Raw genomic sequence first — 26,607 nt, forward strand, 5'->3', positions numbered from 1 at the left:
AACAATTATCCCCAAATATTACTGTTTATCAGTCCAACCGTTTAGAAGCTCTTGTTACCTTGTTGTCAGAGCAAATAAAATTAAATCCAGAGAGTCATGTATTTAGTGGAGATACCATTTGGGTGCAGAGCCCTGGGATGTCGGAATGGCTGAAAATACAAATAGCACAACAACTTGGTATTGCCGCAAATTTAAAGTTCCCGCTACCTAGCAGTTTTATATGGTCGTTGTATCAATCTTTGATCCCTGATGTCCCTAAGACAAGCGCATTTAACAAAGATCGATTACGTTGGAAAATCTATCAGTTATTACCAAATTATTCAGACAATCCAGAATTTTTAGCAATCACAGAATATCTTGCGCAAAACAATACCCAGCTGTCATCGTTCGCTAACTTAAGAAGGTTCCAGTTAAGTGAAAAAATTGCTGACGCCTACGACAATTATTTAGTCTATCGACCAGAGTGGTTAAGCTATTGGCAACAAGGCAATGACGACTTGCCAGGCACCGATGATATTGGTTTACAAAAATGGCAGGCCATTCTATGGCGTGGTGTTTGTGGTGACATTGAACAGTCAGGCCAAAATGCGCACCATCGAGCATCATTGCACTTAGACCTATTGGACAAGATTAACAACAGTGATCCAGCCAAAATAAAAGATGCATTACCAAGTCGTTTGTTTGTGTTTGGTATCTCAAGCCTACCTTCTCATCAGGTTGAAGTGCTTAGTGCGCTTAGCCAACATATTGAAGTTAATATATTGTGGTTTAACCCCTGTAGCATATATTGGGGTGACATTATAAGTGAAAAAACGTTAGCAAGACTTAGCCAGGCGCAAAGCAAAGTGGTTACTACAAACAACCAACATAAACTGGATTATTTCGTAACTGGGAATCCGCTATTAGCTAGTTGGGGCAAAGTAGGGCGAGATTATCTAGATAGCCTAGCTCAGCAAGATATAGGTTTCGAGGATATTTTTGTTGGTCATCAGGCAAATACCATATTGACTAAAGTTCAAAATGATATTTTAAATTTAGAGTACCGAAACAGTAACGCACCATTAAGCATAGAGGCGTTAAATGCTGACACTGGTAAAGAACAGCTGCCAGTAGGTGACGATAGTATTCAAATACATAACTGTCATAGTCGATATCGTGAATTGGAAGTACTAAAAGATAAGCTCTTACATTGGCTAGATAACGAAGAATTAATGCCAAAAGACATCATAGTTATGGTGCCTGATATTAATGACTACGCGCCTTTTATCGACGCTGTTTTTGCTAAAAACCTAAAGTCGCCAGAACAAACAATTCCTTATAGTATTTCAGATAGAAGCTCGCTTATTGAAAATCCGCTGTTAAATACGTTTATTTCATTATTAGGTTTACCGACATCGCGCTTTACCGTTAGTGAAGTCCTGGACTGGTTGGAAGTGCCACTTGTAATGGATGCATTTAATGTTGAGGCAAGCGAACTTGAACTAATAAAGACTTGGGTGGTTGAATGTGAAATAAAGTGGGCTGTTGATGGTCAGCATAAAAGTCAATGGTCAATGCCAGCAGAAGACATCAATACCTGGCTATATGGCTTAAAAAGAATGGTATTAGGTTTTGCCCTCGACCAAGAATCGGTTTGGCACGGTACTGCCAGTTATACCAGCATAGAAGGGCTCAATGTAAACATTCTTGGCAAACTCATATCGTTTATGAGTTATCTGGCGCAACTAAAAGCACGATTTAGTGACGATGCCAGTGTCATCCAATGGCACCAACGCATTGACGAACTAATAACAGACTTGTTTGCCACGGATGACGCCAATGACAAAGACTTTATTTCAACTAAAAAACTACGCGAAGCCAACCAGCAACTGATTGAATATGAGCATAATAATGACATTAGTGGCACGATTAATAACTTAATCGTCCAACACTTTTTCAAACAAGGCTTAAATGAATCGGGCGTATCCCAGCGATTTCTAGCGGGGCGAGTTAACTTTTGTACATTAATGCCTATGCGTTCGGTTCCGTTCAACATTGTTTGTGTTTTAGGCTTAAATGATGGTGAATTTCCTCGTCACGTTGAACCACTGAGTTTTGACTTAGTTGGCCTGAATAAACCACGAAAAGGGGATAGGGCGAGAAAGTTAGACGAGCGTTATCTATTTTTAGAAGCCTTATGCTCTGCGCGACAAAAATTGCATTTAAGTTACCTTGGCCAGTCGAATAAAAATAATCAAGAACTAATGCCATCGGTATTACTAAGTGAGCTGATTGACTATTTAGAGGAAAGTTATATTGTCGACAATCCATTTGGTGGCAAGAGGTCTAAAAAGGTGAAGGATCACGTTATGATCCGTCATGCATTGCAACCTTTTAACTCCTCATATTTTGTCGACAATAGTGGCTCAGGGTGGAGTTTAAGTTATAATAATCAATGGTTTGAGTCTTCACGATTGTTGAGTGGAAAGGCTGGTGATGTTCAGATTGATAACGTTAAAAGCACTTGGGATAGCACAAATAATCCTTTTTTAACATCAACGAAAAGTACTGATTTAACACCCGTCGACAATGCGATAAATGTAAATTTGGATGAGTTAATTACGTTTGCGAAAAACCCGTTAAAGCATTTTTACCGACAACAGCTCGGGCTATCGCTTAATTTAAATGATCACAGTTTTAGCGATGTTGAATCTTTTGAGCATGATGGACTTCAGCGTTACAAGCATGTGGCGAATTTAATAGATTTAAATGCGGATATTGAATCGCAAACGGAACAGGCTTGGTTAACTTCAGGCGCGTTTCCTCCACGAAAATGGGGCGAAGATTTACTCAATGATTATCAAAATACCGTAAGCTTAATGGACGAGAACCTAAAACAGTTGCGAAGTGAGTATATGGCGCACGCTAAATCAAGCTCGTCTCGCAATATTAAATTATCGATGGAATTAGAAGTTGACTCTTTGTCGGTACTATTAAACGCGGACTTTAAAATTGATCACGGCTTAACCTTAGTAAAAAGGCTATCAAAAGACGTGCGAGCAGACGATCGAATTGAAGCTTGGTTAATCCATTTATGTCGAAGTTTATCAGACAAGCCTGGCCCGACCTTTTTGGTGTCGCACAATACTGGAGATTTCATTTCATTTAATAATATTGAACCAGAGCAAGCTTCTACATTTTTGAAAGACTGGCTAAGGGCATATTTAACGAGTAGCGAATATGCAAAGCCTATCCAATGGTATGGTCGCTTTGCTTACAATTCGGCGATATCTATGCTTAAAGGTGTGCCTCAGCACAAAATAATAGAATCGGTTAGACAAAAAATTAACAATGATATTGATGATCATCGAACATTAGTGGATGAGCACATTATCCGTCATTTTGGTCCTAAACATATTTTGCAAGATGCCTTTTTTACTATTACCGAAAGGTTACTTTGTCCACTTGTTGAGCATCAAGTTGAAGGTAAAATGAAAAAGCTAGAGAGCTTTATGGAAGAGTATGTAACTCAAGGAGGGTTGTCACAGTGAATGAACTAAATCCATTAACCCTGCCATTAACAAGTAACGCGCTGATTGAAGCCAGTGCCGGTACGGGTAAAACCTATACAATTACCACGTTGTATCTTAGGGCTATTCTAGGTTTGCGCGATAGTCAGCTTGAACAGTTACAGCCCTTATCTATAGATCAAATATTGGTGGTGACCTTCACTGAAGCGGCAACACAAGAGCTAAGAGATCGTATAAGAAGTAAACTTAAAGACGCTCAAAACGCGCTGCTTGAGTTTATGGCAGACGATTCGACAACGAATATAGATTTTTCATTAAAGTTGATTATAGAGCAGTACAGTTCGTTATATATGCGTTTATATGCCGATTCGAGCAGAGAGATCGCTGTATTGTCTGCATATCATAAAATTCAAGATGCCATTACGTTAATTGACGAGGCATCCATTTTTACGATTCATGGGTTTTGCCAACGATGCCTAAATCAGTTTGCTTTTGAAACAAAGATGGCGTTTGAGCAAAGCTTCGAAATGGATAATCGGCCTTATGTAAAACAAGCGTTATATGACTTTTGGCGACAACACGCAGTGCCACTATCAGGCATAGAATATCAACTTTTTCGAGCGCGCTGGCCAAATCCAAGTAAACTCTTGTCTGATATTGCTGAGTTACTAAATAAACAAGTCATTATCGAGCCATCGCTGGCGCCTATTGACTATCAAAATACCTTATCTAAATTCATAGAGTTAACCACGGCTTTGCATAATGAACTGCAAACGTCTGATTTTTTTGCTGTGCTTAAAGATGCAGGAGTGAATGGTAGAAAACAACTGATCACAAAATTACCCGTACTTGAAGATTTTGCGCAAAGACCAGTAGGTAGTGTTGCGCTGAGTCTTGATTTGTTAACTATCTGGTGTAGTGAAAATGTCGCGGATGCTAGCAATTATAAAAAGGGACATTCGCCTATTGGCCATTCGGTTACTGGATTATTTGACCAACTTGCAATGGTAGGTAATAAGTTATTAGATAGCCAATTTGATGGTTATTGGTTAACGCAGGCAAAACAATTTATTGAAGTTAGTGCGTTAGGCATCAAGGCTGAACAACAGCTACTCACGCCGGACGACTTACTGTTGCAATTGCAACAAGCCTTTTCGGACGATAAAAACTCTGAAGCGCTCATTAGAAGCATTAAGTTAAGATACCCGTTGGCATTCATTGACGAATTTCAAGACACAGATCCTGTGCAATACGATATTTTTAATTGTCTTTATCAACCGTCTGAAGACCAAGATGTTACTGGCAATATGATAATGATTGGCGATCCTAAACAAGCTATATATCGTTTTCGCGGCGCCGATATTTTTACTTATATTAAGGCCAAGAACAATTTATCAGACCAACAACATTTCACGTTATCGACCAACTGGCGTTCGCACCGTGACTTGATTAAAGCGATTAATCATTTTTTTGAAACGAGTCCAAATAAGTTTGAAGATGACTCGATACCCTTTATCCCGGTAGGTTCAGGGAAGGATGACAGCGTTCAATTAATAGAAGATGGCGCCGTATCGCCAAAATTAGAGATCATGCACTTTTCTGCTTTAGATGCAGAGAAGGAAACCGACACAGATGCTATTGGATATTCACTTAGCGAAATTCAGAGTTCAATAGCACAACAATGTGCGCTTGATATTGCGACTTTGTTAAAAACCTCTGAACTTAACACCTCTTATTTTGAGGCACCTAGTGGCAACAAAACAGCGGTCCAGGCTAATGACATCGCCGTTTTAGTGCGTAACAGGCGTCAAGCAAAGTTAATTAAAAACACGCTTAATGAACTAGGTGTGCGTTCGGTTTATATAAGTCGAGATAGTGTTTTTGACAATCCGTTAGCAAAAGACTTACTCCGTCTTTTAGAGGCAATACATACTCCAATCAATGAAAGAAAAGTCAAAGCCGCCGTAGCTACTGATTTCTTTTGTTATTCGCTAGAGCAATTGTATTCATTACAACACGATAGTAAAAGTTGGCATCAGCACTTAGTGTGTTTTCATCAAGCACACGAGTTCTGGTCTCAAGGTAAAATATCAACGGCGTTAAATTATATAATAGATTTTGCAGACACCTACGCATGTTGGCAAAGAGACAATTATGATTTTGAAAGGCAGGTTACGGACTACAGACATTTGCTAGAGCTTGTTCAACAAGAATCAATAGTTCAAAACGGGCCCGAAAAGTTGATGGCGTGGTTACGTCAAACCGTGATTGAAAATGCTAAAGAAGCCAATGAAGAAGTATCAATGCGATTAGAATCTGATAACAACTTGGTTCAAATCATTACGATGCATGGTTCAAAAGGGCTTGAATATCCAATTGTATATATTCCTTTTGCGACTGAGTTTAAAGCGCAATTAACGGCGCTTCATCACTCTAAGCGTCTAGGTGGGTTAAGTTTAAGAGTTGATAAGCGTAAAATAGAGATGCAACTCGCAGAACAAGAACGGTTATCTGAGGATATTCGATTATTGTATGTTGCAATGACCCGCGCTAAACAACGTTTAGTATTAGGCTGTTTTAATCTAAAGGCCAAGTCAAATAGTAAAACGAGTAGCGTTGAGAAGTCAGCATTTGGACGATTAATTTTAGGCCGAGATACAAATAAACCCTCGGAGCTTAACTGGCAGCAAGCACTAAAAAATCACTTTGTATCCTTGGATTCCAAGGTGGCAAAATTACGCTTTATTGAACCCAATCATGTAAAAACTGCATTTGATGATGTTGGTAAACATAGCGAAAATGCGCAATCGGTATCGGACGTTGAGCTTAGTTGCAATCAATTCCACGGTGAAATAGATCAGAACTGGAGAATACTGAGTTATTCGGCTTTAGTGGGCAGTGGTGAGCATTTTATTGCCGGCGCTACTGATGAGCAGTCGTCGCAATCTGATAATGAGCCAAACTCGACGTTTGATATCAATAATCAGACACGATTTACTTTCCCAAAAGGTGCTAATCCGGGTTCGTGTTTGCATCACATGTTTGAGCATTTGGATTTTACGGTACCCGTAATTGAGCAAACTAAGGTTATTGAAGACGCACTGCAGCTTTTTGGCTTAGATGACGAGCTAGTTAATGGCACATCACAATGGCTTCAATCCGTACTTGAGACTAATATTGATGATTGGTCGCTATCGCACCTGAATAAACAAGCTCGATTAGACGAAATGGAGTTTTATTTTGATGTTCAATCACTTAATGGTGATATCATTGGTAACGCGTTGCGAATGTGTGGTTTCGATAGCAACAATATCAATACCAATGTACTGAGGCAGAGTAACCTTAAAGGCCTGATAAAAGGCTTTATAGATTTAACAGCGGTAGTGGATAACCAGTATTATGTTATCGATTACAAATCAAACTTTTTAGGCGATAACTTTGATGCTTATGATCAAGGCAATTTGAAATTAGCGATGACCGATCACAACTATCATTTGCAGTTAATAATTTATAGCTATGCATTACATAAATGGCTTTCGTTAAAAATAGTAGATTATGACTACGATAAGCATGTAGCTGGTGGTATCTATTTATTTGTTCGAGGAATGTCAGATATGTCAATAAATACAGGTGTTTATAGGTATAAGGTGCCTTTTGAAGTAATCCAATTTTTAGGTAACGCGTTACAAGGCGGAGCTAATAAACATGGATGAGACTAAGCTAAATACGCAAGTCATTTCTAGTTTAAACCATGCAAACTCATTATTTATTGATGATGAACGCGCAGCATTGCCAGTTATGCATTTATTGAAAAAGCTCAGGTTAGATGGCGTAATTTCTGACGCTGATTACCATGTTGGTTGTTATTTTAGTAGAGAATTGTGCTTATCTAAAATCGAAGTGTTTAATTTAATCGTTCTAGTCGCTACTAGGCTGAGTGTTGAAATAAACAGGCAAAATACTTGTTTTGCCCTTAACCAATTAATGTCATTAGATTGGATTATGAATGCAAATCTACCTTTGCCACCTCAAGAGTCGTGGTTAGCGCACTTAACCGAATCCGATGTTTGTGGTGAGCATTGTCCATTGGTAGTAGCTAACGGTTTTGTGTACTTCAATCGTTATTATCAAAAAGAGTTGCTGGTGGCCGCGTTTATTATTGCAGGTCAGTCTTGTCAACCTGCCCATCATTGGTTACCAAAGTCAGTATTAACGGGCAACTCTAGCTTAGTTGATAACTTGTTTAAGGATAACAATGACGAATCGTCGCAAAGCATTGATTGGCAACACCGCGCCGTATATAACAGCCTTTGTCACCGCTTTTCTGTTATTACTGGTGGGCCAGGAACCGGTAAGACCACAACGGTAATCAAGTTATTAACCGCGTTAATCGAGATGTATTTACCACAACCTGAACTTATAAAACGCCAAATCGGTTCATTTACTATTAAATTAGCAGCGCCAACTGGTAAAGCAGCACTTAGATTGACGGAATCGATAGCTAAAGGAATCGAAAAATTAAATATTAGCGATGAGGTCAAAAACCTGATCCCTCTACAAGCCTCAACAATTCATCGATTATTAAAGCCATTAGGACAAAACGAGTTTTACTACAACGCAAATAATAAACTGCCGATTGATGTTTTAGTTTTAGATGAAGCGTCTATGGTTGATTTAAGTCTTATGGCTAAGTTGATGGCTGCGTTACCTAATCATTGTCAACTGGTTATGATTGGTGATAAACAACAGTTAGCCTCAGTAGAAGCGGGTAACTTATTAGCTGAGGTGTGCTCACCGTTGACCACTATGTCTGACGAACAGCAAAATCAGCTCTTTTATGTCACTGAACTAAAAAGGTCGTATCGCTTTGATGCATTAGGTGGAATAGGTCTTTTAGCCAAAGCTGTTAATGAAGGGCGAACAACCGCCGTTGATCATTTGTTGGTGGAAAACTCAATAAATACAGATAAGCAAAGTGTGCAAGCATTTCTAGAAAATTCTGCTGTTCTTAGTTGGTTAAACCAGCAAATCCATTCTGTAGGAATTGTTGTTAATTTAATGGTTAACCATCATTTAACTATGTTTGAGCAGATAATGTGTTTAACACCGGAAAGTGAGGAGTCGCAAGTCAAATCGCTATTTGAACATTTGTTTAAGTTACAAATATTATGTTGTGTAAAACAAAGTCAATTTGGTGTGGAAGCAATTAATAAGTTAGTAAAACAGCGACTATCGCAATTGGGACATGTTGATTGGCATCATGAGCATTATGTAGGTAAACCGATATTAGTAACAGAGAATGCTTATCACCTGGGGTTATTTAATGGCGATATAGGCTTGCAGTTACCTGATCCTGTTTCCGGAATATTGATGACCTACTTTGTTGACGGCAGTGGTAAGTTAGTTAAGTTGTTTAACCAACGTTTACCAGCTCATGAAATGGTTTACGCGATGACAGTCCATAAGAGTCAAGGCTCTGAATTTGATCACACTGTTTTATTAATGCCAGGCGAAGAAACTGGCAATAAGTTATTGAGTCGAGAGCTAGTTTATACCGCAATCACTAGAGCTAAAAAAAGGTTTACCATTTTTGGTGATAAGCGCCAAATACTTAATTCTGTAGGGCAGCACACACAACGGCAGTCGGGGTTGAGTAAATTATTGTTTGATTAATGTTTGATTAAAAAAAGGCCAGCGGGAGCTGGCCTTGTCCAACAGGATTGGAACTTAATAATGAAGAAATAGCACAAACACGGTCTCAAGATGCCTGGGCTATTCATTAAATAAGACCAGACTTATTTGAATAAGTTTCACCAAAATAGAAAAAAAATACTCGTTATTATTATCTGCTTGTTTTCTTTACAAATACCACAACGTATAAGGCGAGGGCGAAACTACCTATAAAGGCCTCGAAAGTCGCCACTGCTCTGGCAAATCCAATTGGATGAATATCGCCATAACCAAGGGTTGTAAAGGTAACGACACTAAAATAAATAGCTGAACCAAAATGATTTAAATTTTCAGCAAAGCTATAGTTTGAGTTATATCCTATTGGGCCATAATTCGACTCTACCCCTAGCGTAAAGTACATGCTTGCGCATAACAGAATAAACCACAGTGAGAAGGCAATGACATTGCGCGGCTTTTCACCATAACCACAAAACAAATCAACCATTTTTGAACCTATACGTTCTGCGGAGTATTTGGGCTTTTGTTTTCTGTTCATTGTTAATTCTTTGTATGCAAACTCTCCAACTAAATTCATTAAACCATTATCTTGTGCCGCTTTTCTAAAGGAACGGTAAATCTCCTCAGATTGCTCATAAAAGTCGATCGCCTTTCCATTTTTGCCTTCCTTATCTGCTGACTTTGCAATTCCTTCTTGGTAGACGTGAGAGCCAAGACTGATGTTATCTAATCGAGCACCTTTGAGCTTTACACCAAGTAAATTACAGTTATGAAGTTTGGCACAGTGCAAGTCTGCATCGTGCAGTTGCGCCTTCATCAATGAAGAGCTTTCTAAGTTAGCGTTAAAAAGGTGAGCGTTACGTAAATTAGCACGATAAAAATCTGAATTTCTAAAGTCGTATCCCGTTTCGGACCCATAATTAACTAACCTTACGTTTTCTAGATTTGCTTTCTTTAATCGCAGTCCTTGTGTTACGCCACCAGCCGCAATAAACTCCTCTAACTTCATTGCAAGCTTCATGTTCGTCTTATCTAAATGCGCGTCATGCCAAAAGCAGAAACCATTTCCTATATCCAATTCATTACAGCAGGCCCCATCTGTCGATACAAAGGTACAAGTCGTTACTTTCTGCATAGTCTCTCAACGCGTCTTATTAGTCCTATGTTATTAACCATAGACAAGTTTTTAATATAGGGGCAAGGTTTCAAAAACGTTCTAAAAAATAGAAAGGATGGGTCAATTAAACGCGATATACATTTTTTAATATCTAACTATCATGATGAGTATATTGAATTAATGAGAAACGCATTATGAAAAAACAAATAACAAGAGTATTAAACGGTATGCCGACGCAAGACGGCGCCGGCGTAAATTTAACTCGCGCAATTGGTCAGCCGGCATTACGGAACTTAGACCCATTTTTAATGTTAGACGAAATAAGGTCGGACAATCCCGATGATTATATTGCTGGTTTTCCAGCTCACCCACACAAAGGTTTTGAGACGTTATCCTATATGATCCAGGGTAGTATGGAACACAATGACTCCACTGGTGGACACGGGCTTATAACATCCGGCGGTGTGCAATACATGACGGCAGGCAAAGGCATTATTCATTCAGAAACGCCTAAGCAGGATTCAGGCATGTTGTTTGGCTTTCAACTTTGGCTAAACTTGCCAGCAAAAGACAAGCTACAGCAACCCAAATACATTGATATACCAAAAAAAGACATACCGGTTTTAAACGGAACTGAAGATATAGGCGCAGACGCGACGATAAAAGTGATTGCAGGTAAATTTAATGGTATGGGTGCCGAAGGTCCCGTTGTTCGCTCTGATATCGAAGCAGAAATTTACGACGTTACGCTTAATAAAGGTTCATTAAGTACCAATATACATAACGACAAACGAGGCTTTATCTATGTTTACCATGGCAAGCTTGAAATAAACGGTCAGGTTGTTACGGCGAAACAAATAGCAACGTTAGGCGAGGGTGAAGCCATTGATTTAGTTGCATTAGAAGAGTCTGGGTTTTTATTGTTAGCCGGATTGCCTATTAACGAGCCTATTATTCAGTACGGCCCATTTGTCATGAACTCAATGAGTGAGATAGATACAGCGCTACGTGATTATCAGTCGGGTAACTTTGTATAACATTTTGTTACTTAGAGTTTATGGTTAAACAGTTGAATATTTGATGAAAGCTAGCCATAGTAGCTAGCTTTATCTTTTAACATGTTTAAAAAGAAGACTTATTTGTGTCGATAACTTCTCCGTCAATTTTATGTGGGCCTTTTTTACGACTCGTTGATAAAGAGCAGGCTAATATTTGGTTTGTCACGAATCAGCAACAGGATTACCAAATAAAAGTCAGTACTGCCGCGGGTGAATTATCTGTTCAGCAAGCTCTTGATACAGTGCAAATCGGTGAGCGTTGTTTTGTTAATATGGTTAACGTTCGACCAATGGATGAAGTTTGGTCTTATGCGATAGAGCACAATTACGTTGTCACCGATAACACCCAAACGATAATTTCACCATCGGGTAATGACGTATTTTCATTTAAGGTAAACGAACAAATATCTTCGGTTATTCAGGGTTCTTGCCGCAAACCTGATCATCCTTCAGTAGATGCGTTTAACGGCATAGCAGAGCAAGTAAAAAGCAATTTCACTACCCGCGCTGATTACCTCCTAATGACAGGCGATCAAATTTACGCTGATGACGTATCTGCCCCCATGCTGGTGGCCGCACAAACACTATCGAAAAAATTAGGGCTTTACTCCGCTGAACATGAATTAGGTAATGTATCAAAACAGCAGTTAGATTGGCGTTATTCGCTTAATACCCGTAGTCAGCTTTTTCCAAAAAAAGAAAAGCAGAGTCGTTGGTCGAACTTTTGGCATGGTGACGAAATTATATCGTCACGTTTTCATGACAATCATTTAATAGGGCTTGACGAGTTTTTTGCCGTGTACTTATTAACTTGGTCTTCCACTGTATGGGCGATGGTAAAAGAAGAAGTGACGTTAGCGGAGAAAAAAGTTCACGGCGAATTAAAGTCTGCTTATCGGAAGGATTGGATTGCCTTACAGGGTTTTATTGAGACACTTCCTGATTTTGAATACACGCTAGGAAATGTCCCAACCTTAATGATATTTGATGATCATGACGTAACGGATGATTGGAACTTAAGTGTTGATTGGGAAGAGCATGTTTACGGACATTTAATTACTCGTCAAATGATTCGAGATGCGTTGCTGTCTTACGCTGTTTTTCAAGGTTGGGGAAATAACCCTGATAATCACCAACCTTTGATTAGTCAAATTAAACTGCTATCAATGACAGAAGATTTTGCAGACAATAATTTTACCGAAACACTTTACGATTTTAATGAGTGGCATTATCAAGTAAATAGCACCCCTAAAATCGTTGTGCTCGATACACGAACACATAGGTGGCGTTCAGAAACGTCCGCTAAAAACCCGAGTGGCTTAATGGACTTTAAACACTTGGAAGAGCTCGAACGACAACTTTTTGAACCTCAAGTTGCCATGTTGATCGTTTCTCCCGCGCCTGTTTTTGGCGTTAAAGCTATAGAGGTGGTTCAAAAGATATGTGCACTATTAGGAAAAGAGTTGCTGGTGGATGTAGAAAACTGGATGGCGCATCAAGGGTCAGCTAAAAAGCTAATGAATATGCTTCGCCATGACAGCGCACCGGATGAAGTAATCATAATGTCTGGCGACGTTCACTACTCTTTTTGTTTTTCAGCCCAACGACGTTTTAGCTCCGACACTGATCGTATATGGCAATTAACCTGCAGTGGTTTTAAGAATCAATTTCCACCAGGTTTGTTAAAGTTTTTTGACTATATAGACAGGTTCTTATATTCGCCACATAGTTTGTTAAATGTATTCACTAAAAGGCGTAAGTTAGAAATTGAACATCATCCGTTAAAAGCTGAAGCAACGAGATTTAAACAACGCAATTTACATACGCAGTCAGCTGCGGGCTTAGTGGAACTTGACAGCGAAGGGAAACTTAAAGGCTATAGTTTGATCACTTCGGACAACCATCAGTTATTTTTTGACTTAGAAGAAAGTTAATTTTGAAGAAGTTGGCTTTAAAAAAGTTAATTTGAACAAAGTTAATTTGAACAAAGTTGATTAGGTCGAATAAGCAATCAGTAATTCCCGCCAAAAAATTAGTTCGGTAGGGCTAAAGCGCTACGTCATTAAGACGCAGCGCGTGTTTATCAGAAAGCCTGGTAAACAGATCAGAATACTTGGCAAACAAAACCTTTTAGATAGAAACCTTCTGGGTAAGCGCTAGAGATAATATGGTCATGCGCTTGGCTTAATTTTTCTTTAAAGAATACATCCCGATTGGCATCTAGTGCCGCATCAGCAACGACTTTTTGGAATAAGTTTGTTTCCATTAAGCCAGAACAGGAGAAGGTTAATAGGTGACCACCTGGGTTCAATAGCTCCATCGCAATACGGTTAATGTCTTTATAGCCACGACATGCACCGTTTAATTGTGCTTTTGATTCAGCAAATTTTGGTGGATCCATAACGATAACGTCAAACTTCTTACCGTCTTCTTTATATTTACGAAGTAACTTAAATACATCATGCTTTACGTATTCAACTTTCTGATTATCAAAACCATTTAACTCGACGTTGCGCTCAGCAATAGCAAGTGCGTCTGCAGATAGATCGACCTGAGTTACGCTTGTTGCACCACCACGCAGCGCGTATAAGCCAAAGGTACCTGTGTAACTAAAACAATTAAGTACAGACTTGTCTTTTACATATGTTTCTAAAGTAGCTCGGTTATCGCGTTGGTCTAAATAAAATCCTGTCTTATGACCTTGCTCTACATCAACGTAGGCCTTGATGCCATTTTCTGAAATAACTATTTCGTCCGCTAATTCGCCATGCACTAAACCACGCGCTTTTTTAATGCCTTCTTTACCTCGTACGTCTGCGTCTGAGCGTTCGTATATAGTAAAACCTGGAAATATTTCTTTTAATGCTGAAATGATATTCTCACGTTGAAACTCTGCTCCTGCGCTGACTAGTTGTATTACAATCGTCGTATCAAAAACGTCTACAGTAACGCCCGGTAATCCATCGTTTTCAGCTGCTAACAAGCGATAGCCTGTCAGCTGTCCTTTAGCAATAATGTCTTGGCGAATGGCTTGCGCGCGTTGTATACGACGAACGAAGAACCCCTGGTCGATGGCTTCACCTTGTTCAAAGCTCCATATTCTTGCTCTTATTTGAGAATGAGGAGAGTAAGAGCCTGTTGCTAACCAGTTGCCATCTTCATCTTTAATTTCTATCGTTTCACCTAATGCAGGGTTATCGATAATTTTTTTGATGGCTTTGGAGAAGATCCAAGGATGCTTTCGGGTGATGGCTTTGACTCGTTCATTTCTAATAATAATTGCAGGCATAGAAGGCTCAGTTTTGTTGTTGCGATAAATAGGTCGCGGATTTTAGTCTAAATGGCAATTATAGCAACAAAAGCACTATTATTAATTTGTTAACAGTGATTGTTAAAGGTCTATTCTTGTAGGAAAAGTGCGTTATTTTAATGATGAATTAAGCCATGCTTTAATTATTTTGGTAGTAATCTCTGGCCGTTGACTAACATAAACTTGAACTAAGTTTTTTAATTTCAACTGGCGTTGCTCGGCCTCGCTAATTTTGCGCCGCATCAACTTAATTTTATTCCTCGCTCGTTCCATCCTTTCTTGTTTTGTTAATTCACTAATAGACCACCCACCTAAAAACTATGTATATAAACCAATAATTATTAAAGGCTATTGCAATTTTAAAACTAAAAACACTGTCCTATACATTATGTTTATATCAAAGCTGCAAATAGGGCAACGAATGAAGAAAATATTTAATTATTACGAACGGATATTGGCAAAATTAACGCATCTAGATGGCGTTCCCAGTTTATTGATTCGATTGTATTTATCGCCAATTTTTATTCAAGCTGGCTGGAATAAATTGATTAACTTTGATAGCACGGTTGCTTGGTTTGCAAACCCGGACTGGGGTTTGGGATTACCGTTTCCAGAGTTACTTGCCGGAATGGCCGCTGGAACAGAATTTATAGGAGGTTGGTTAATACTTATAGGTCTAGCGACACGCATTATTGCAATTCCGTTAGCTTTCACAATGGCCGTTGCCGCATTTACAGTGCATTGGGACAATGGCTGGTTAGCAATAGCCGACGCATCTAGCTGGATGGCCGATGGTACCATCATTCTAAACGAAAGTGTGTTAGCCGCGACAGCTAAAAAAGAAGCTGCGATCGCTATTTTGCAAGAGCACGGAAACTACGAATGGCTTACTAGTTCTGGTTCTTTTACTATTTTGAACAATGGTATCGAGTTCGCAGCAACTTACTTTGTAATGGTTTTGGTATTGTTATTTTCAGGCGCTGGCAGATATGCAAGTATTGATTATTATATTCACAAGTCGGTGGCTCAACAAATTAGCTAGACCATTGTTATAAAAGGGGATGGGAACGAGTTTATAAAAGCGTTAAACTGTTTGCATTGTATTAAGTAGGAAAACATTATGCAGGCGCTAGATTTATTATTAACTCGATCATCCTTTTCAAAACTAATAGCTCCAGCACCAAGTGGGGAACAGCTAGATAAAATTCTTCAAGCTGGGCTTCGCGCGCCTGATCATGCTCACCTTTCACCTTATGAAATTATAGTTTGCGAGGGTGAGGGTTTAACTAAGTTAACTAACATTTTGGTAGAAGCAGCAATCCGGTCAAATTATCCAGAAGCAAAAATTGAAAAAGCAAAAACCATGGTATATCGCGCACCTATGGTTATTGTCACAATTATGCGCTTTAAAGAGCATGAAAAAGTACCACGTGTTGAGCAAGTTGCAACAGTAGGCTGTGCGACGCAAAATATGCAGATGGCGGCTCAGGCTATGGGCTTTAACGGTATTTGGCGTACCGGCTCATTTGCAACGGATAGCAATGTTAGAAAGTCATTTGGTCTTGATGAACAGGATGAAATCATTGGTTTCTTATATTTAGGAACACCTGAGTCTGAGCCACCAATAAAACGCGATCGAGATCCTGAGAAGCTCGTTACTTATTGGCGATAATACAAGCTGGCAACAGCTTTAAATCCTCTTTGTTTAACGTACCATTTAAAATCTGGACACATATGAAAATTACCAAAACGTTACAAAATTTAGGTGTATCTAACCGACTAGTATATGGGTGTATGGGCCTGGGTGGTGGCTGGAATGAGCAAGCCATCTCTGCTCAAGATATAAAACAAGCCCATGACGTAGTTGATGTGGCGTTAGAAGCCGGGATACAGTTATTTGATCATGCCGATATTTATACTTTTACTAAAGCAGAGCAGGTTTTTGGTAGAGTCATTCAGCAACGCCCGGAGTTGTTAGAACAAATTGTGTTGCAGTCAAAGTGTGGCATTCGTTTTGAAGATGAGGCTGGCCCGAAAAGATATGATTTTTCTAAACAATGGATAGAGTCAAGCGTAACAGGCATTCTAAAGCGTTTGAATATAGAGCATTTACCGATATTGCTTTTACACCGTCCTGACCCTTTGATGGATTCAATAGAATTGGCGGATACGTTAAACACGTTGCAACAAAAAGGTTTGGTTGGTCATTTTGGTGTATCTAATATGTCGTCTCATCAAATGAAGTCTTTACAACGAAATTTGAATTCACCGTTAGTTATAAATCAGCTAGAGCTAAGTTTAAGTAAACTAGACTGGTTGGAACAATGTGTAACCAGTAATGTCGGTAGTAAGGCGGAACATTCATTTCCCAATGGTACACTCGAATATTGTCAAGACAACGAAGTACAGTTGCAGTCTTGGGGAAGTTTAAGCCAAGGTATGTTTACTGGAAACTCAGTGGCAAATGATAATGAAGATATACAGAATACTGCTAACCTTGTAACACAGATGGCGAGCGAACAGGGTGTATCGGCTGAAGCAATAATATTAGCGTGGGTAATGAAACATTCTGCTAATGTAATGCCAATTATAGGTACAACTAATTTGCAACGAATAAAAGCCTGTCAACAATCGTTACAAGTAGAGCTTAGCCGTGAGCAGTGGTACCAGCTTTATGTCAGTTCGCGCGGTCAAGAGTTGCCATAATAGGGACTAAGGTTGCACTTGCTGACTATTTATTGCACGGTGTACTTAATGATTGATTGATAAGTAAAACTAGGTGTAGATATATAATAAATTTTATTAGTCACTTAGTGAATGTTTCTATTAGAATGCGCGCCATTCTTAGCTGCTATTTAAAGTGGCTCACTTTTGTTTATGAGGATTTTGCCTATGTTGTTTAACGACAACCTAATTACAGATTGCCCAATTCGTCAAAAGATTCGAGACTTCTATCGCATTGATGAAGAAGAAGCAATGAAGTTTATCCTTCCTGAGGCAGAGATCAGTCTTGCGGCTCGCAGCCGTGCATGGGAAAGAGCTCGTAAAATGGTTGTTCGTATTCGTAAAGAAAATACGGAAAACAGCGGTATTGACGCACTTTTGAATGAATATTCATTATCTTCTGAAGAAGGCGTAGTTCTAATGTGTTTGGCAGAAGCTTTGCTTCGCGTTCCAGATAAAGCAACACAAGATAAATTGATTCAAGACAAAATAGGCCAAGGTGCTTGGAGTCGTCATATTGGTGGTAGCGAATCCATGTTCGTTAATGCATCAAGTTGGGGATTATTACTGACCGGCAGTATGGTGAAGTATTCAAGTGATAGCACCAAAGCTCAATACGGTATTTTAAAACGCACTGTGGGCAAATTTGGCGAACCGGTTATCCGAAAAGCAATGAAAATTGCAATGAAGATAATGGGTCAACAATTTGTCATGGGCGAAGACATCGAAGATGCCACCGAACGCGCCATGAAAAAAGAGACTAAAGGTTACGTATACTCCTACGACATGTTAGGTGAAGGTGCGCGTAACATGGAAGATGCTGATAAGTATTACAAAGCATACGTTGATGCCATAAAAGTGATTGGCAAAAAAGCCAAAGGTCGCGGACCGAGAACAAGCCCGGGAATTTCAGTAAAGTTGTCAGCTATTCACCCAAGATATGAGTTTGGTAATCGACATCGTGTTTTAGAGGAGATTGTTCCTAAGCTAAAAGCGTTAGCGTTAATGGCCAAAGATTGGGATATCGGACTTACTGTAGATGCAGAAGAGTCTGAGCGATTAGACATTTCTTTAGACATAATCGAAGCGGTTTTCCTAGATGATGACTTAGGTGATTGGAACGGGTTCGGGTTGGCCGTGCAGGCTTATCAAAAACGAGCTATTTTTGTTATTGATTGGTTACGTAGCCTCACATTAAAAACTCACCGAAAGCTAATGGTACGTTTGGTCAAAGGGGCGTATTGGGATTCTGAAATTAAAAACGCGCAACGAGATGGAGAACCACATTTTCCAGTATTTACTCGTAAATCCTCTACAGACGTTTCATACCATGCCTGTGCTAATAAATTATTAGAGTATCGCGATACTATTTATCCGCAGTTTGCGACACATAATGGCTATACAGCTTCGACAATATTAGAACTTGCTGGCGATGATAAAGAAGGTTTTGAGTTTCAATGTTTGCATGGCATGGGCGATAGCTTATATGACCAAATTGTTAGTGAGCAGAAAATTCAATGTCGCATTTATGCGCCTGTAGGTGTTCATGAAGACCTGTTAGCTTACTTGGTTCGTCGTTTACTAGAAAATGGCGCTAACTCCTCGTTTGTGAACGCGATTGTAGATGTTGAAAAACCAGTTGAAGATTTGTTGTTTGATCCAATGGAAAGAACTCAACGACTTGCGTCTGTTTACAACGATCAAATTAACTTGCCGCATCAAATATTTGGCAAAGAACGAGATAATTCAAAAGGTTTAGATTTAACCGATATTAATGAGCTAGTACCTCTTAAAAAGTCTTTAGAATCTTGGTTTGAAACGAATCAAGCTTCGGTTAAAGAGTTTGAAAAAGAATTGCCAGATAATGCACATGCCGTTCGAAATCCAGCAAATCATTCAGAAGTGGTAGGCTATCATAAGTTTACTAGTACCGATGAAATGACAGAAATGCTTGAGCGCGCGGATAACGCTTTTGCAGAATGGTCCACTACGCCTATTTCAGTTCGAGCCGAATTACTGCGCAAAACAGCCGATATTCTTGAAGCTAACACTGAAGAGCTAATTGGCTTATGTATTAAAGAAGCCGGCAAAATAGCCAAAGATGGTGTAGACGAAATTCGTGAAGCAGTCGACTTCTGTCGTTACTATGCGGCTAGAGCAGAAGAACTAGCAAATGATGACAGGCTAGAACCTCGAGGCGTAATTTTATGTATTAGTCCGTGGAACTTCCCATTAGCGATATTTTTAGGCCAAGTTGTTGCTGCCGTAGTTACTGGTAATACTGTGCTAGCAAAGCCAGCGGAGCAAACCAGCTTAATTGCAATTCGAGCGGTAGAGTTGATGAAGCAAGTTGGTCTACCAGAAAATATTGTTCAACTTGTTATTGCCAGAGGACCTGATGTAGGTAACACCTTATTACCAGATGAAAGGGTAAAGGCAGTAATGTTTACCGGCTCTACTCAAACCGGTACCTTAATATCGCAGATATTAGCAGAGCGAGGTGGTGAGCAGGTACCACTTATTGCAGAAACGGGTGGTCAAAATTGCATGATTGTTGACTCAACGGCGTTACCTGAGCAAGTGGTTGATGACGTAATTGCATCTGGTTTCCAAAGTGCCGGTCAACGTTGTTCGGCATTAAGGGTGCTATATATCCAAGAGGATATTGCTGATAACGTAATCCGTATGATTAAAGGTGCGTTAGAGGAATTATCTATTGGTGATCCGGCCTTGTTATCTACAGATGTTGGTCCTGTGATTGATGATAAAGCATTGTCTGCACTAAATGCGCACGCTGAATTCATGCAGTCAAAAGGGAAGTTGCTATTTGAAGGCACGCTTTCAAGCGACTGTGAAAACGGGACTTACTTTGCTCCTCGACTTTATGAAATAGAGAATATTAATCAGCTTGAAAAAGAAGTTTTCGGACCATGTGTTCACGTAATTCGTTTTAAAGCAGATCAAATAATTGAAGTTGTTGACCAAGTTAATTCAACAGGCTTTGGTTTAACCATGGGTATTCACTCTCGTATTGAAGAACGTGCAGTTCAACTCGCTAAGTTGTCTAGAGCAGGTAATGTGTACGTTAATAGAAACATGATTGGTGCTGTGGTTGGTGTACAACCATTTGGTGGTCGTGGCTTATCAGGAACGGGTCCTAAAGCGGGTGGTCCAAACTACTTGCCTCGTTTGATGATTGAAAAAGCAACGCCAGATGAATTTGATTATCCTGAAGAAGATCCGGCATTAGAAACAGATGACCTGTCGATTGACGCTGCTAAAGAGATGATGGAAACCGCTAAGTTTACCCGCGAGTCTTGGCGTTTAACTGATTTGGTAAGCCGCTTATCTTATGTACGACAGTTATTAGCAAGTATTGCGACGGTTGATATTGTTGATGATTTAGCGGACAACTTAGAGAAGACACTAAAAGCATCTCGTAATCAGTTGATTAATATTGAACGTAAAATGAAAAAGCCGGTTCAATTGCCTGGACCAACAGGCGAATCAAATACTCTATTTTATGAGCCACGTGGCACATTAGTATGTTTTGCTGATAAAAATGTATCGTTTCACTATTGGACATTATCTGTTGTAACGGCATTGGCAACAGGTAACGTTGTAATAGCTGTTGTTTCTGACTTGTTTTATGAGGAAGCTCAGGCATTCCGTGAGAAGCTACTTGCGACGGGCGTAGAAAAAGGCGTACTACAAGTCGCAAGACTTCGTCATTTAGAACCATTATTAGGTCATGAAGACTTAGCAGGGGTTGTAATCGAGTCTCGATCTAAACGAACAGCCTATGTTGCTGAGCAATTGGCACGCAGAAATGGTGCAATACTTCCAGTTATAGAAGCTGAGTACGATGATAATCTTATTTCACGTATGTTAACGGAAAAGACAGTAAGTATTGATACTACCGCATCAGGTGGCAATACATCGTTAATGACGTTAACAGAAGAAGATTAACGGTCGGCATTAGGTAAATCGTGTAAATATATAAAAAAGCCAGCTTAATAAAGCTGGCTTTTTGATTTCAATTAATTGGGCAGAAAAGTGTCTGGATTTTTCAGCGTTCTTCTCAGCCAATAAAAGAACATGATAGACGCTGCGGTTAAACCCAAAACAATTCCCCACCAAAAACCGGCAGGCCCCATTGCTGGAACTATAACGTCGGTTCGCCCGAGCAAATAGCCTAAACCAAAACCAAGCGGCCAATATGCAATAAATGTGATGTATAGAAGAGGTTTAGTGATTTTCAAACCTTTAAATATACCCGCACACATGACCTGTACAGCATCTGGAAGCTGATAAATAGCAGTAATAATCAAGATACTAGAGGCGAGGGCAACAACTTCTGGTTGCTCTGTATACATGGCAATAATAACGTCTCTGAATAAAAACGTAATTGCCATTACAAACGTGCCAAAGGCGGCTGCTAATACAAAACAAGTTTTAATAGCTTGTTTTAACATTGCGATATCGCCAAATCCCTTTAAATAGCCGATGCGAATTGTAGCAGCCATAGATAAACTTAGCGGCATCATAAAGACAACACTACTGTAACTAAACGCCACTTGATGACCTGCTACGGCAATAGACCCAAGTGGTGCGATCGCCAACGCTGAAAACGCAAATAAAGTGGTTTCAAAAAGTAACGATATAAAGATCGGCAATCCGATCTTAGACAAGCTCTTAATTTTTATAGTATCGGGCTTTTCAAAGCGGCTGAATACTTTCATTGGCTTTAGACGTTTACCTTTATGTAAATAAATCAATAGTACGAAAAAGCTTATCCATTGGATAATTGCGGTCGCTAATCCACAACCAGCACCACCTAATTGCGGCATACCGAATTCACCGAATACAAAAATGTAGTTCAACGGAATGTTTAACACTAAGCCAATAATACCGGTTATCAGCGCAGGGGTGGTTAAACCAACACCTTCAAAAAAGCTTCTAAATACAAAAAACAAACAGGTTGGCAAAATGCCCCAAATTGCAAATTGTAAATAACCTAACGACTTGTCATGTAGCTCTTGCTCTAGATCTAAATTATCTAGCGGTATGTTTACAAATTGATAAAACAAAATAACAAACGCACAAACAATGAGCGCTAGATAAATGCCTTGATACAAAGTAGAAACAATCGGACGGGTATCGCTATTGTCGCCACCGCGACCTAATAGTTGCGCGACCACAGGCGTGACGGCAATAAGCAAACCTTGAATTGAGAATACAACTGGTCCCCATAAACTAGTGGCAACGGATACCGATGCCATATCCACATGGCTTAGTTGGGATGCTATTACTGTATCGGTAAACAGCATGAGTGCCGTTATTACCTGAGTGATAAGTAAAGGGATCGCGAGCTTTAATAAGTGCCTAGTCTCATTGAGGTCGAACAATTTTGCTTTTACTTGTGTCATTTATGCGCTTTGTTGTTATTTGTGGAGCGGTATTATCTATATATTTAAGTGTGATGGCTATAAATAATCAAATGGGATCCGCCCAATGACCGGTTTATTGATAAAAAGAGCAATATATTAGTATATAGACTCTATTTTAGTGTTGGTAATGGTTTAAAAATCACGAACAGTGTGGCTTAATGTAGTCATCGGTTTAGTGCATATGACATTTTCTGACACAATGTTTTTGTCCCCAAGTTATAGAGCACCACCACTTAGTTTAATTTTCAAACAAGGTTACCAAAAAAGTGACATTATCATCTATTAATTCAGTACTTTTTGTATGCTTGGGCAACATTTGTCGCTCACCTTCAGCTCATGCCGTATTTCGTCATAAGTCTGAAGTAGCTGGACTCGACCTAAAAATCGATAGTGCAGGTACAGCAGCATACCATCAAGGCGCAAAGCCTGATGGGCGTTCACAAAAAGTTGGCGAGAGTAGAGGATATAGCTTTTCTGGAATATCTGCCCGAAAGGTAGTAGAGAGTGATTTTGAAAACTTCGATATTATTCTAGCAATGGATGATTCGAATTTTTCAGACTTAATTTCTGCGTGCCCAGAACATCATCATCATAAAATAAGATTAATGACAGAATTCTCACAAGCTTATGCTGACCAAAGTGAAGTTCCTGATCCTTATTATGGTGGTGCGGCTGGATTTGAGTTTGTTTTGGACCTCATCGAAGACGCTAGTGATGGTCTTCTAAATCAAATAAAAAAGTGACTATATTTAAACTAAGGGTATTACGTGACAAATTGGACTCCTGAAAGTTGGAGAGCGTTGCCAATTCAGCAACAGCCAACATATAAAGATAAAGAATTATTAAAGAGTGTAGAGGCTCAAATACACTCATTCCCACCATTGGTTTTCGCAGAAGAAACGCGTGAACTACATCGCCAATTAGGTGAAGTCGCAAATGGTCGAGGTTTCTTGCTTCAAGGTGGCGACTGTGCTGAATCTTTTAATGATTTCAGTGCGACAAATATTCGCGATACGTTTAAGGTAATGCTGCAAATGGCAGTGGTACTAACGTTTGGTGGCAAAGTGCCAGTTACTAAAATTGCTCGAGTTGCGGGTCAATATGCGAAGCCACGATCTTCTGACTTTGAAGAAGTTAATGGTGTGCAGCTTCCTAGTTATCGTGGCGATATTGTAAATAGTTTTGAGTTTAATGAGTTAGCTAGAGAGCCAGACCCACAACGTTTGATTACGGCATATCATCATTCTGCTTCAACTCTTAATTTACTACGTGCATTTGCGCAAGGTGGCTTAGCTGATTTGCATCAGGTAAACCGTTGGAATATGAGTTTTGTAGAGTCGAATCCAAATAGAGAACGTTATCAACATCTAGCTGACCAGTTAAAGGAAACGTTAGACTTTATGCAGGTCATTGGACTAACGTCAGAAACAACGCCGATGATTAAAGAAACGCAATTGTTTACATCGCACGAAGCGCTTTTGTTGAACTATGAGCAAGCCTTAACCCGCAAAGATCATTTAACAGATAAATGGTACGATTGCTCTGCACATATGGTTTGGATTGGTGAGCGTACTCGTCAATTAGACCATGCTCACATTGAGTTTTTTAAAGGCATCCACAACCCAATTGGCGTTAAAGTTGGTCCAGGTATGACTCCGGATGAGCTTATTCAACTAATAGATGCGTTAAACCCGAATAACGTACCTGGGCGATTAACCTTGATTACTCGCATGGGTGCTGATGTTATCGGTAAAAAACTACCAGCTTTAGTTCAAAGAGTGAAACAAGAGGGACGCCATGTCGTTTGGAGTTCTGATCCAATGCATGGAAATACAATTAAAGCGAGCAACGGCTATAAAACTCGTAATTTTGATGCCGTGTTAAGAGAAATTCAAGACTTCTTTAGTGTGCATAAAGCGGAAGGCACTTGGGCTGGCGGTGTTCACTTTGAAATGACAGGTCAACACGTTACCGAGTGTACCGGTGGTGCTTATGGACTAAGTGAAGCTGATTTGAGTCAACGTTATGAAACACAATGCGATCCTCGCTTAAATGCTGATCAGGTATTGGAGCTTGCATTCTTGATTACTGATGCACTCAAAGACGCTCGATAGCAAATTATCTCAAGTTCGCTATCCCATAATCGATTGGTTTAGGGGTAGCGCAATTTTATTGATGGTGATTTATCACCTTTGTTACGATCTAGATGTATTTGGCTATATTGATACTCAATTTGGCGTTGGATATTGGATCCCGTTTCGGTATTTGATTGTCATAAGCTTTTTATTACTGGTTGGTATTAGTCTTCAATTTGTTCATGCAAATGGAATTAATTGGCTAAGTATTAAACGGCGAACAATACAGCTACTAGCTGCTGCACTAGCGGTTTCTATTTCTTCTTTTATTATTGCACCAGAAAAAACCACTTTATTTGGCATTCTTCATCTTATTTTATTCTCTAGTTGGTTAGCCTTGTTATTCATTAATAAACCTTGGGCGAGTCTAGCAATAGGTACAATTATTTTTTTAGCGGGCCATTTGATTACAAGCACAACACTAGAAATACCATGGTTACACTGGATAGGAATGGTAGTGAGTCAACGGCCTGCATTAGATTACGCTCCGGTATTTCCTTGGTTTGGCGTTGTTTTATGGGGCTGTGCAATTGGCTATGCCATTCAATACAGTAACAAGATAAAAATGTGCCTGCTTAATATTGAGGTAAAGAATAACGTGTTTAACCGTGGGTTAAACTGGGCTGGAAAACATAGTCTTATTATTTACTTGTTACATCAGCCCTTACTTTATGGTGTGTTTTTGTTTATTTCCCGTGCCTAGTGATTATGACGAACTAGTTTCATTGTAGAGGTAATTTTTGCTGATATTTCCTCTACTGAGAAATGCGTTGTATTAATAAAAGGGATTTTATTTGCTTTGTACATACGTTCAACTTCACGTAGCTCCATACGGCACTGGCGCAGTGAAGCATATTTGCTATTAGCGTAGCGTTCGTGTCGAATTGCGGCTAGTCTGTTTGGTTCTATGGTTAAGCCAAAGATCTTTCGTTTATTCGCTTTTAAAACGTCTGATAACTTAAAATCTTCCATATCGTCTTCGGTAAATGGATAGTTAGCGGCTTTGATTCCATACTGAAGTGCCAGATATATACTTGTAGGGGTTTTTCCACTTCGAGAAACGCCAACTAAAATCACATCCGCATCATCATAATTTTCTGTTGTTTGACCGTCATCATTGGCAAGCGCAAAGTTCATTGCCTCAATTCTGGCGTCATATTTATGTTCTTTGATCGAGTGTGTTCTGTGTTTAACTGGATTAGCCTGGATATTAAGTTTTTCACTGATGACATTTGAGAAGGGCTCAAGCACGTCAAAACAAATTGAATTTGAGTCGCAGACTTCACTAGCTAGTGATTTATCAACAAAGGTGTGAAACACAAAAGGGCGATGACCTGTAGTTTTAAAACGTCTATTTATTTGGTCTTTTAGCTGTTTTGCTTTTTCATCACTCTCTATAAAAGGCACCGTAATGTGTTCAATAATAAAGTCGTATTGCGATAATGTCGCGTGACCAATGGTTTCTGCTGTAATTGCAGTTCCATCAGATACATAAAATGCGCTGCGCGTCATAAATATCCTTTGTAGTAATAAATTTTCAAACGCATTTATATTTTACCAATAGCGGCAGGTTGTGTAGAATGCGCTCGCGTTTGTAAGTGTTTTTGTAATAATAC

General features: G+C 39.4%; 16 protein-coding genes. 12 read left to right on the forward strand and 4 right to left on the reverse strand.

All coding sequences use genetic code 11. The features are described from left to right. Positions 1-17: 17 nt before the first annotated feature. The 3 genes from recC to recD are packed head-to-tail and all read left to right on the forward strand — an operon-like array spanning position 18 to position 9,182. On the forward strand, positions 18-3,530 hold the full coding sequence (recC, locus tag ACZ1GV_RS05875) for an exodeoxyribonuclease V subunit gamma (protein WP_472675871.1): 3,513 nt from the start codon (positions 18-20) through the stop codon (positions 3,528-3,530). After that, complete coding sequence (recB, locus tag ACZ1GV_RS05880; RefSeq protein ID WP_472675653.1) at positions 3,527-7,222, forward strand: exodeoxyribonuclease V subunit beta; 3,696 nt, start codon at positions 3,527-3,529, stop codon at positions 7,220-7,222. Before recC ends, recB begins: the two co-directional genes overlap by 4 nt. Next, on the forward strand, positions 7,215-9,182 hold the full coding sequence (recD, locus tag ACZ1GV_RS05885; RefSeq protein ID WP_472675654.1) for an exodeoxyribonuclease V subunit alpha: 1,968 nt from the start codon (positions 7,215-7,217) through the stop codon (positions 9,180-9,182). The genes recB and recD overlap by 8 nt, the downstream gene beginning before the upstream one ends. 169 nt (positions 9,183-9,351) lie before the next feature. Here recD and ACZ1GV_RS05890 read toward each other — a convergent pair whose 3' ends face one another. Further along, entirely contained in the window at positions 9,352-10,332 is a 981-nt protein-coding gene (locus ACZ1GV_RS05890) for an ion channel (protein ID WP_472675655.1), read from the reverse strand. Positions 10,333-10,508: 176 nt separating this feature from the next. Here ACZ1GV_RS05890 and ACZ1GV_RS05895 point away from each other — a divergent pair, with 176 nt between their 5' ends. Further along, positions 10,509-11,351 carry a pirin family protein gene (locus tag ACZ1GV_RS05895; protein ID WP_472675656.1) on the forward strand — a complete coding sequence of 281 codons (843 nt, stop codon included), beginning with the start codon at positions 10,509-10,511 and terminating at the stop codon, positions 11,349-11,351. 104 nt (positions 11,352-11,455) lie between these two features. After that, positions 11,456-13,306, forward strand: coding sequence for a metallophosphoesterase family protein (locus ACZ1GV_RS05900; RefSeq protein ID WP_472675657.1), 1,851 nt, complete (start codon positions 11,456-11,458; stop codon positions 13,304-13,306). A gap of 170 nt (positions 13,307-13,476) precedes the next feature. Here the strand turns inward: ACZ1GV_RS05900 and ACZ1GV_RS05905 are convergent, their stop codons facing one another. Next, complete coding sequence (locus tag ACZ1GV_RS05905) at positions 13,477-14,661, reverse strand: class I SAM-dependent methyltransferase (RefSeq protein ID WP_472675658.1); 1,185 nt, start codon at positions 14,659-14,661, stop codon at positions 13,477-13,479. A gap of 442 nt (positions 14,662-15,103) precedes the next feature. Between ACZ1GV_RS05905 and ACZ1GV_RS05910 the strand changes: the two genes are divergently transcribed. From ACZ1GV_RS05910 to putA, 4 genes are all read left to right on the forward strand, one after another. After that, complete coding sequence (locus ACZ1GV_RS05910) at positions 15,104-15,724, forward strand: HvfX family Cu-binding RiPP maturation protein (protein WP_472675659.1); 621 nt, start codon at positions 15,104-15,106, stop codon at positions 15,722-15,724. 78 nt (positions 15,725-15,802) lie between these two features. Continuing rightward, complete coding sequence (locus ACZ1GV_RS05915) at positions 15,803-16,354, forward strand: NAD(P)H nitroreductase (protein ID WP_472675660.1); 552 nt, start codon at positions 15,803-15,805, stop codon at positions 16,352-16,354. 62 nt (positions 16,355-16,416) lie between these two features. Next, the gene (locus ACZ1GV_RS05920; protein ID WP_472675661.1) at positions 16,417-17,388 is read left to right on the forward strand and encodes an aldo/keto reductase; all 972 of its coding nucleotides are present in this window, start codon (positions 16,417-16,419) and stop codon (positions 17,386-17,388) included. 186 nt (positions 17,389-17,574) lie between these two features. Next, complete coding sequence (gene putA / locus ACZ1GV_RS05925) at positions 17,575-21,375, forward strand: bifunctional proline dehydrogenase/L-glutamate gamma-semialdehyde dehydrogenase PutA (protein WP_472675662.1); 3,801 nt, start codon at positions 17,575-17,577, stop codon at positions 21,373-21,375. 71 nt (positions 21,376-21,446) lie between these two features. Here putA and ACZ1GV_RS05930 read toward each other — a convergent pair whose 3' ends face one another. Further along, positions 21,447-22,835: an MATE family efflux transporter gene (locus tag ACZ1GV_RS05930; RefSeq protein ID WP_472675663.1), complete on the reverse strand. Its 1,389-nt coding sequence runs from the start codon at positions 22,833-22,835 to the stop codon at positions 21,447-21,449. 287 nt (positions 22,836-23,122) lie between these two features. Here ACZ1GV_RS05930 and ACZ1GV_RS05935 point away from each other — a divergent pair, with 287 nt between their 5' ends. The 3 genes from ACZ1GV_RS05935 to ACZ1GV_RS05945 are packed head-to-tail and all read left to right on the forward strand — an operon-like array spanning position 23,123 to position 25,694. After that, positions 23,123-23,599 carry a low molecular weight protein-tyrosine-phosphatase gene (locus tag ACZ1GV_RS05935; protein WP_472675664.1) on the forward strand — a complete coding sequence of 159 codons (477 nt, stop codon included), beginning with the start codon at positions 23,123-23,125 and terminating at the stop codon, positions 23,597-23,599. A gap of 24 nt (positions 23,600-23,623) precedes the next feature. Next, the gene (locus tag ACZ1GV_RS05940) at positions 23,624-24,970 is read left to right on the forward strand and encodes a class II 3-deoxy-7-phosphoheptulonate synthase (protein ID WP_472675665.1); all 1,347 of its coding nucleotides are present in this window, start codon (positions 23,624-23,626) and stop codon (positions 24,968-24,970) included. Further along, positions 24,948-25,694, forward strand: a complete 747-nt coding sequence (locus tag ACZ1GV_RS05945) for a heparan-alpha-glucosaminide N-acetyltransferase (protein ID WP_472675666.1) — start codon at positions 24,948-24,950, stop codon at positions 25,692-25,694. The genes ACZ1GV_RS05940 and ACZ1GV_RS05945 overlap by 23 nt, the downstream gene beginning before the upstream one ends. Here ACZ1GV_RS05945 and ppsR read toward each other — a convergent pair. Next, the gene (gene ppsR / locus ACZ1GV_RS05950; protein ID WP_472675667.1) at positions 25,691-26,503 is read right to left on the reverse strand and encodes a posphoenolpyruvate synthetase regulatory kinase/phosphorylase PpsR; all 813 of its coding nucleotides are present in this window, start codon (positions 26,501-26,503) and stop codon (positions 25,691-25,693) included. The genes ACZ1GV_RS05945 and ppsR overlap by 4 nt on opposite strands. Between the last annotated feature and the right edge of the window lie 104 nt (positions 26,504-26,607).

This window comes from Psychrosphaera sp. HA2-10 (genome assembly GCF_055693745.1).

Coding starts and splice junctions, on each gene's coding strand:
- ACZ1GV_RS05945 (WP_472675666.1), top strand. CDS start 24,948: ATGCACTCAAAGACGCTCGATAGCAAATTATCTCAAGTTCGCTATCCC.
- putA (WP_472675662.1), top strand. CDS start 17,575: ATGTTGTTTAACGACAACCTAATTACAGATTGCCCAATTCGTCAAAAG.
- ACZ1GV_RS05920 (WP_472675661.1), top strand. CDS start 16,417: ATGAAAATTACCAAAACGTTACAAAATTTAGGTGTATCTAACCGACTA.
- ACZ1GV_RS05895 (WP_472675656.1), top strand. CDS start 10,509: ATGAAAAAACAAATAACAAGAGTATTAAACGGTATGCCGACGCAAGAC.
- ACZ1GV_RS05910 (WP_472675659.1), top strand. CDS start 15,104: ATGAAGAAAATATTTAATTATTACGAACGGATATTGGCAAAATTAACG.
- ppsR (WP_472675667.1), bottom strand. CDS start 26,503: ATGACGCGCAGCGCATTTTATGTATCTGATGGAACTGCAATTACAGCA.
- ACZ1GV_RS05930 (WP_472675663.1), bottom strand. CDS start 22,835: ATGACACAAGTAAAAGCAAAATTGTTCGACCTCAATGAGACTAGGCAC.
- recD (WP_472675654.1), top strand. CDS start 7,215: ATGGATGAGACTAAGCTAAATACGCAAGTCATTTCTAGTTTAAACCAT.
- ACZ1GV_RS05890 (WP_472675655.1), bottom strand. CDS start 10,332: ATGCAGAAAGTAACGACTTGTACCTTTGTATCGACAGATGGGGCCTGC.
- ACZ1GV_RS05915 (WP_472675660.1), top strand. CDS start 15,803: ATGCAGGCGCTAGATTTATTATTAACTCGATCATCCTTTTCAAAACTA.
- ACZ1GV_RS05905 (WP_472675658.1), bottom strand. CDS start 14,661: ATGCCTGCAATTATTATTAGAAATGAACGAGTCAAAGCCATCACCCGA.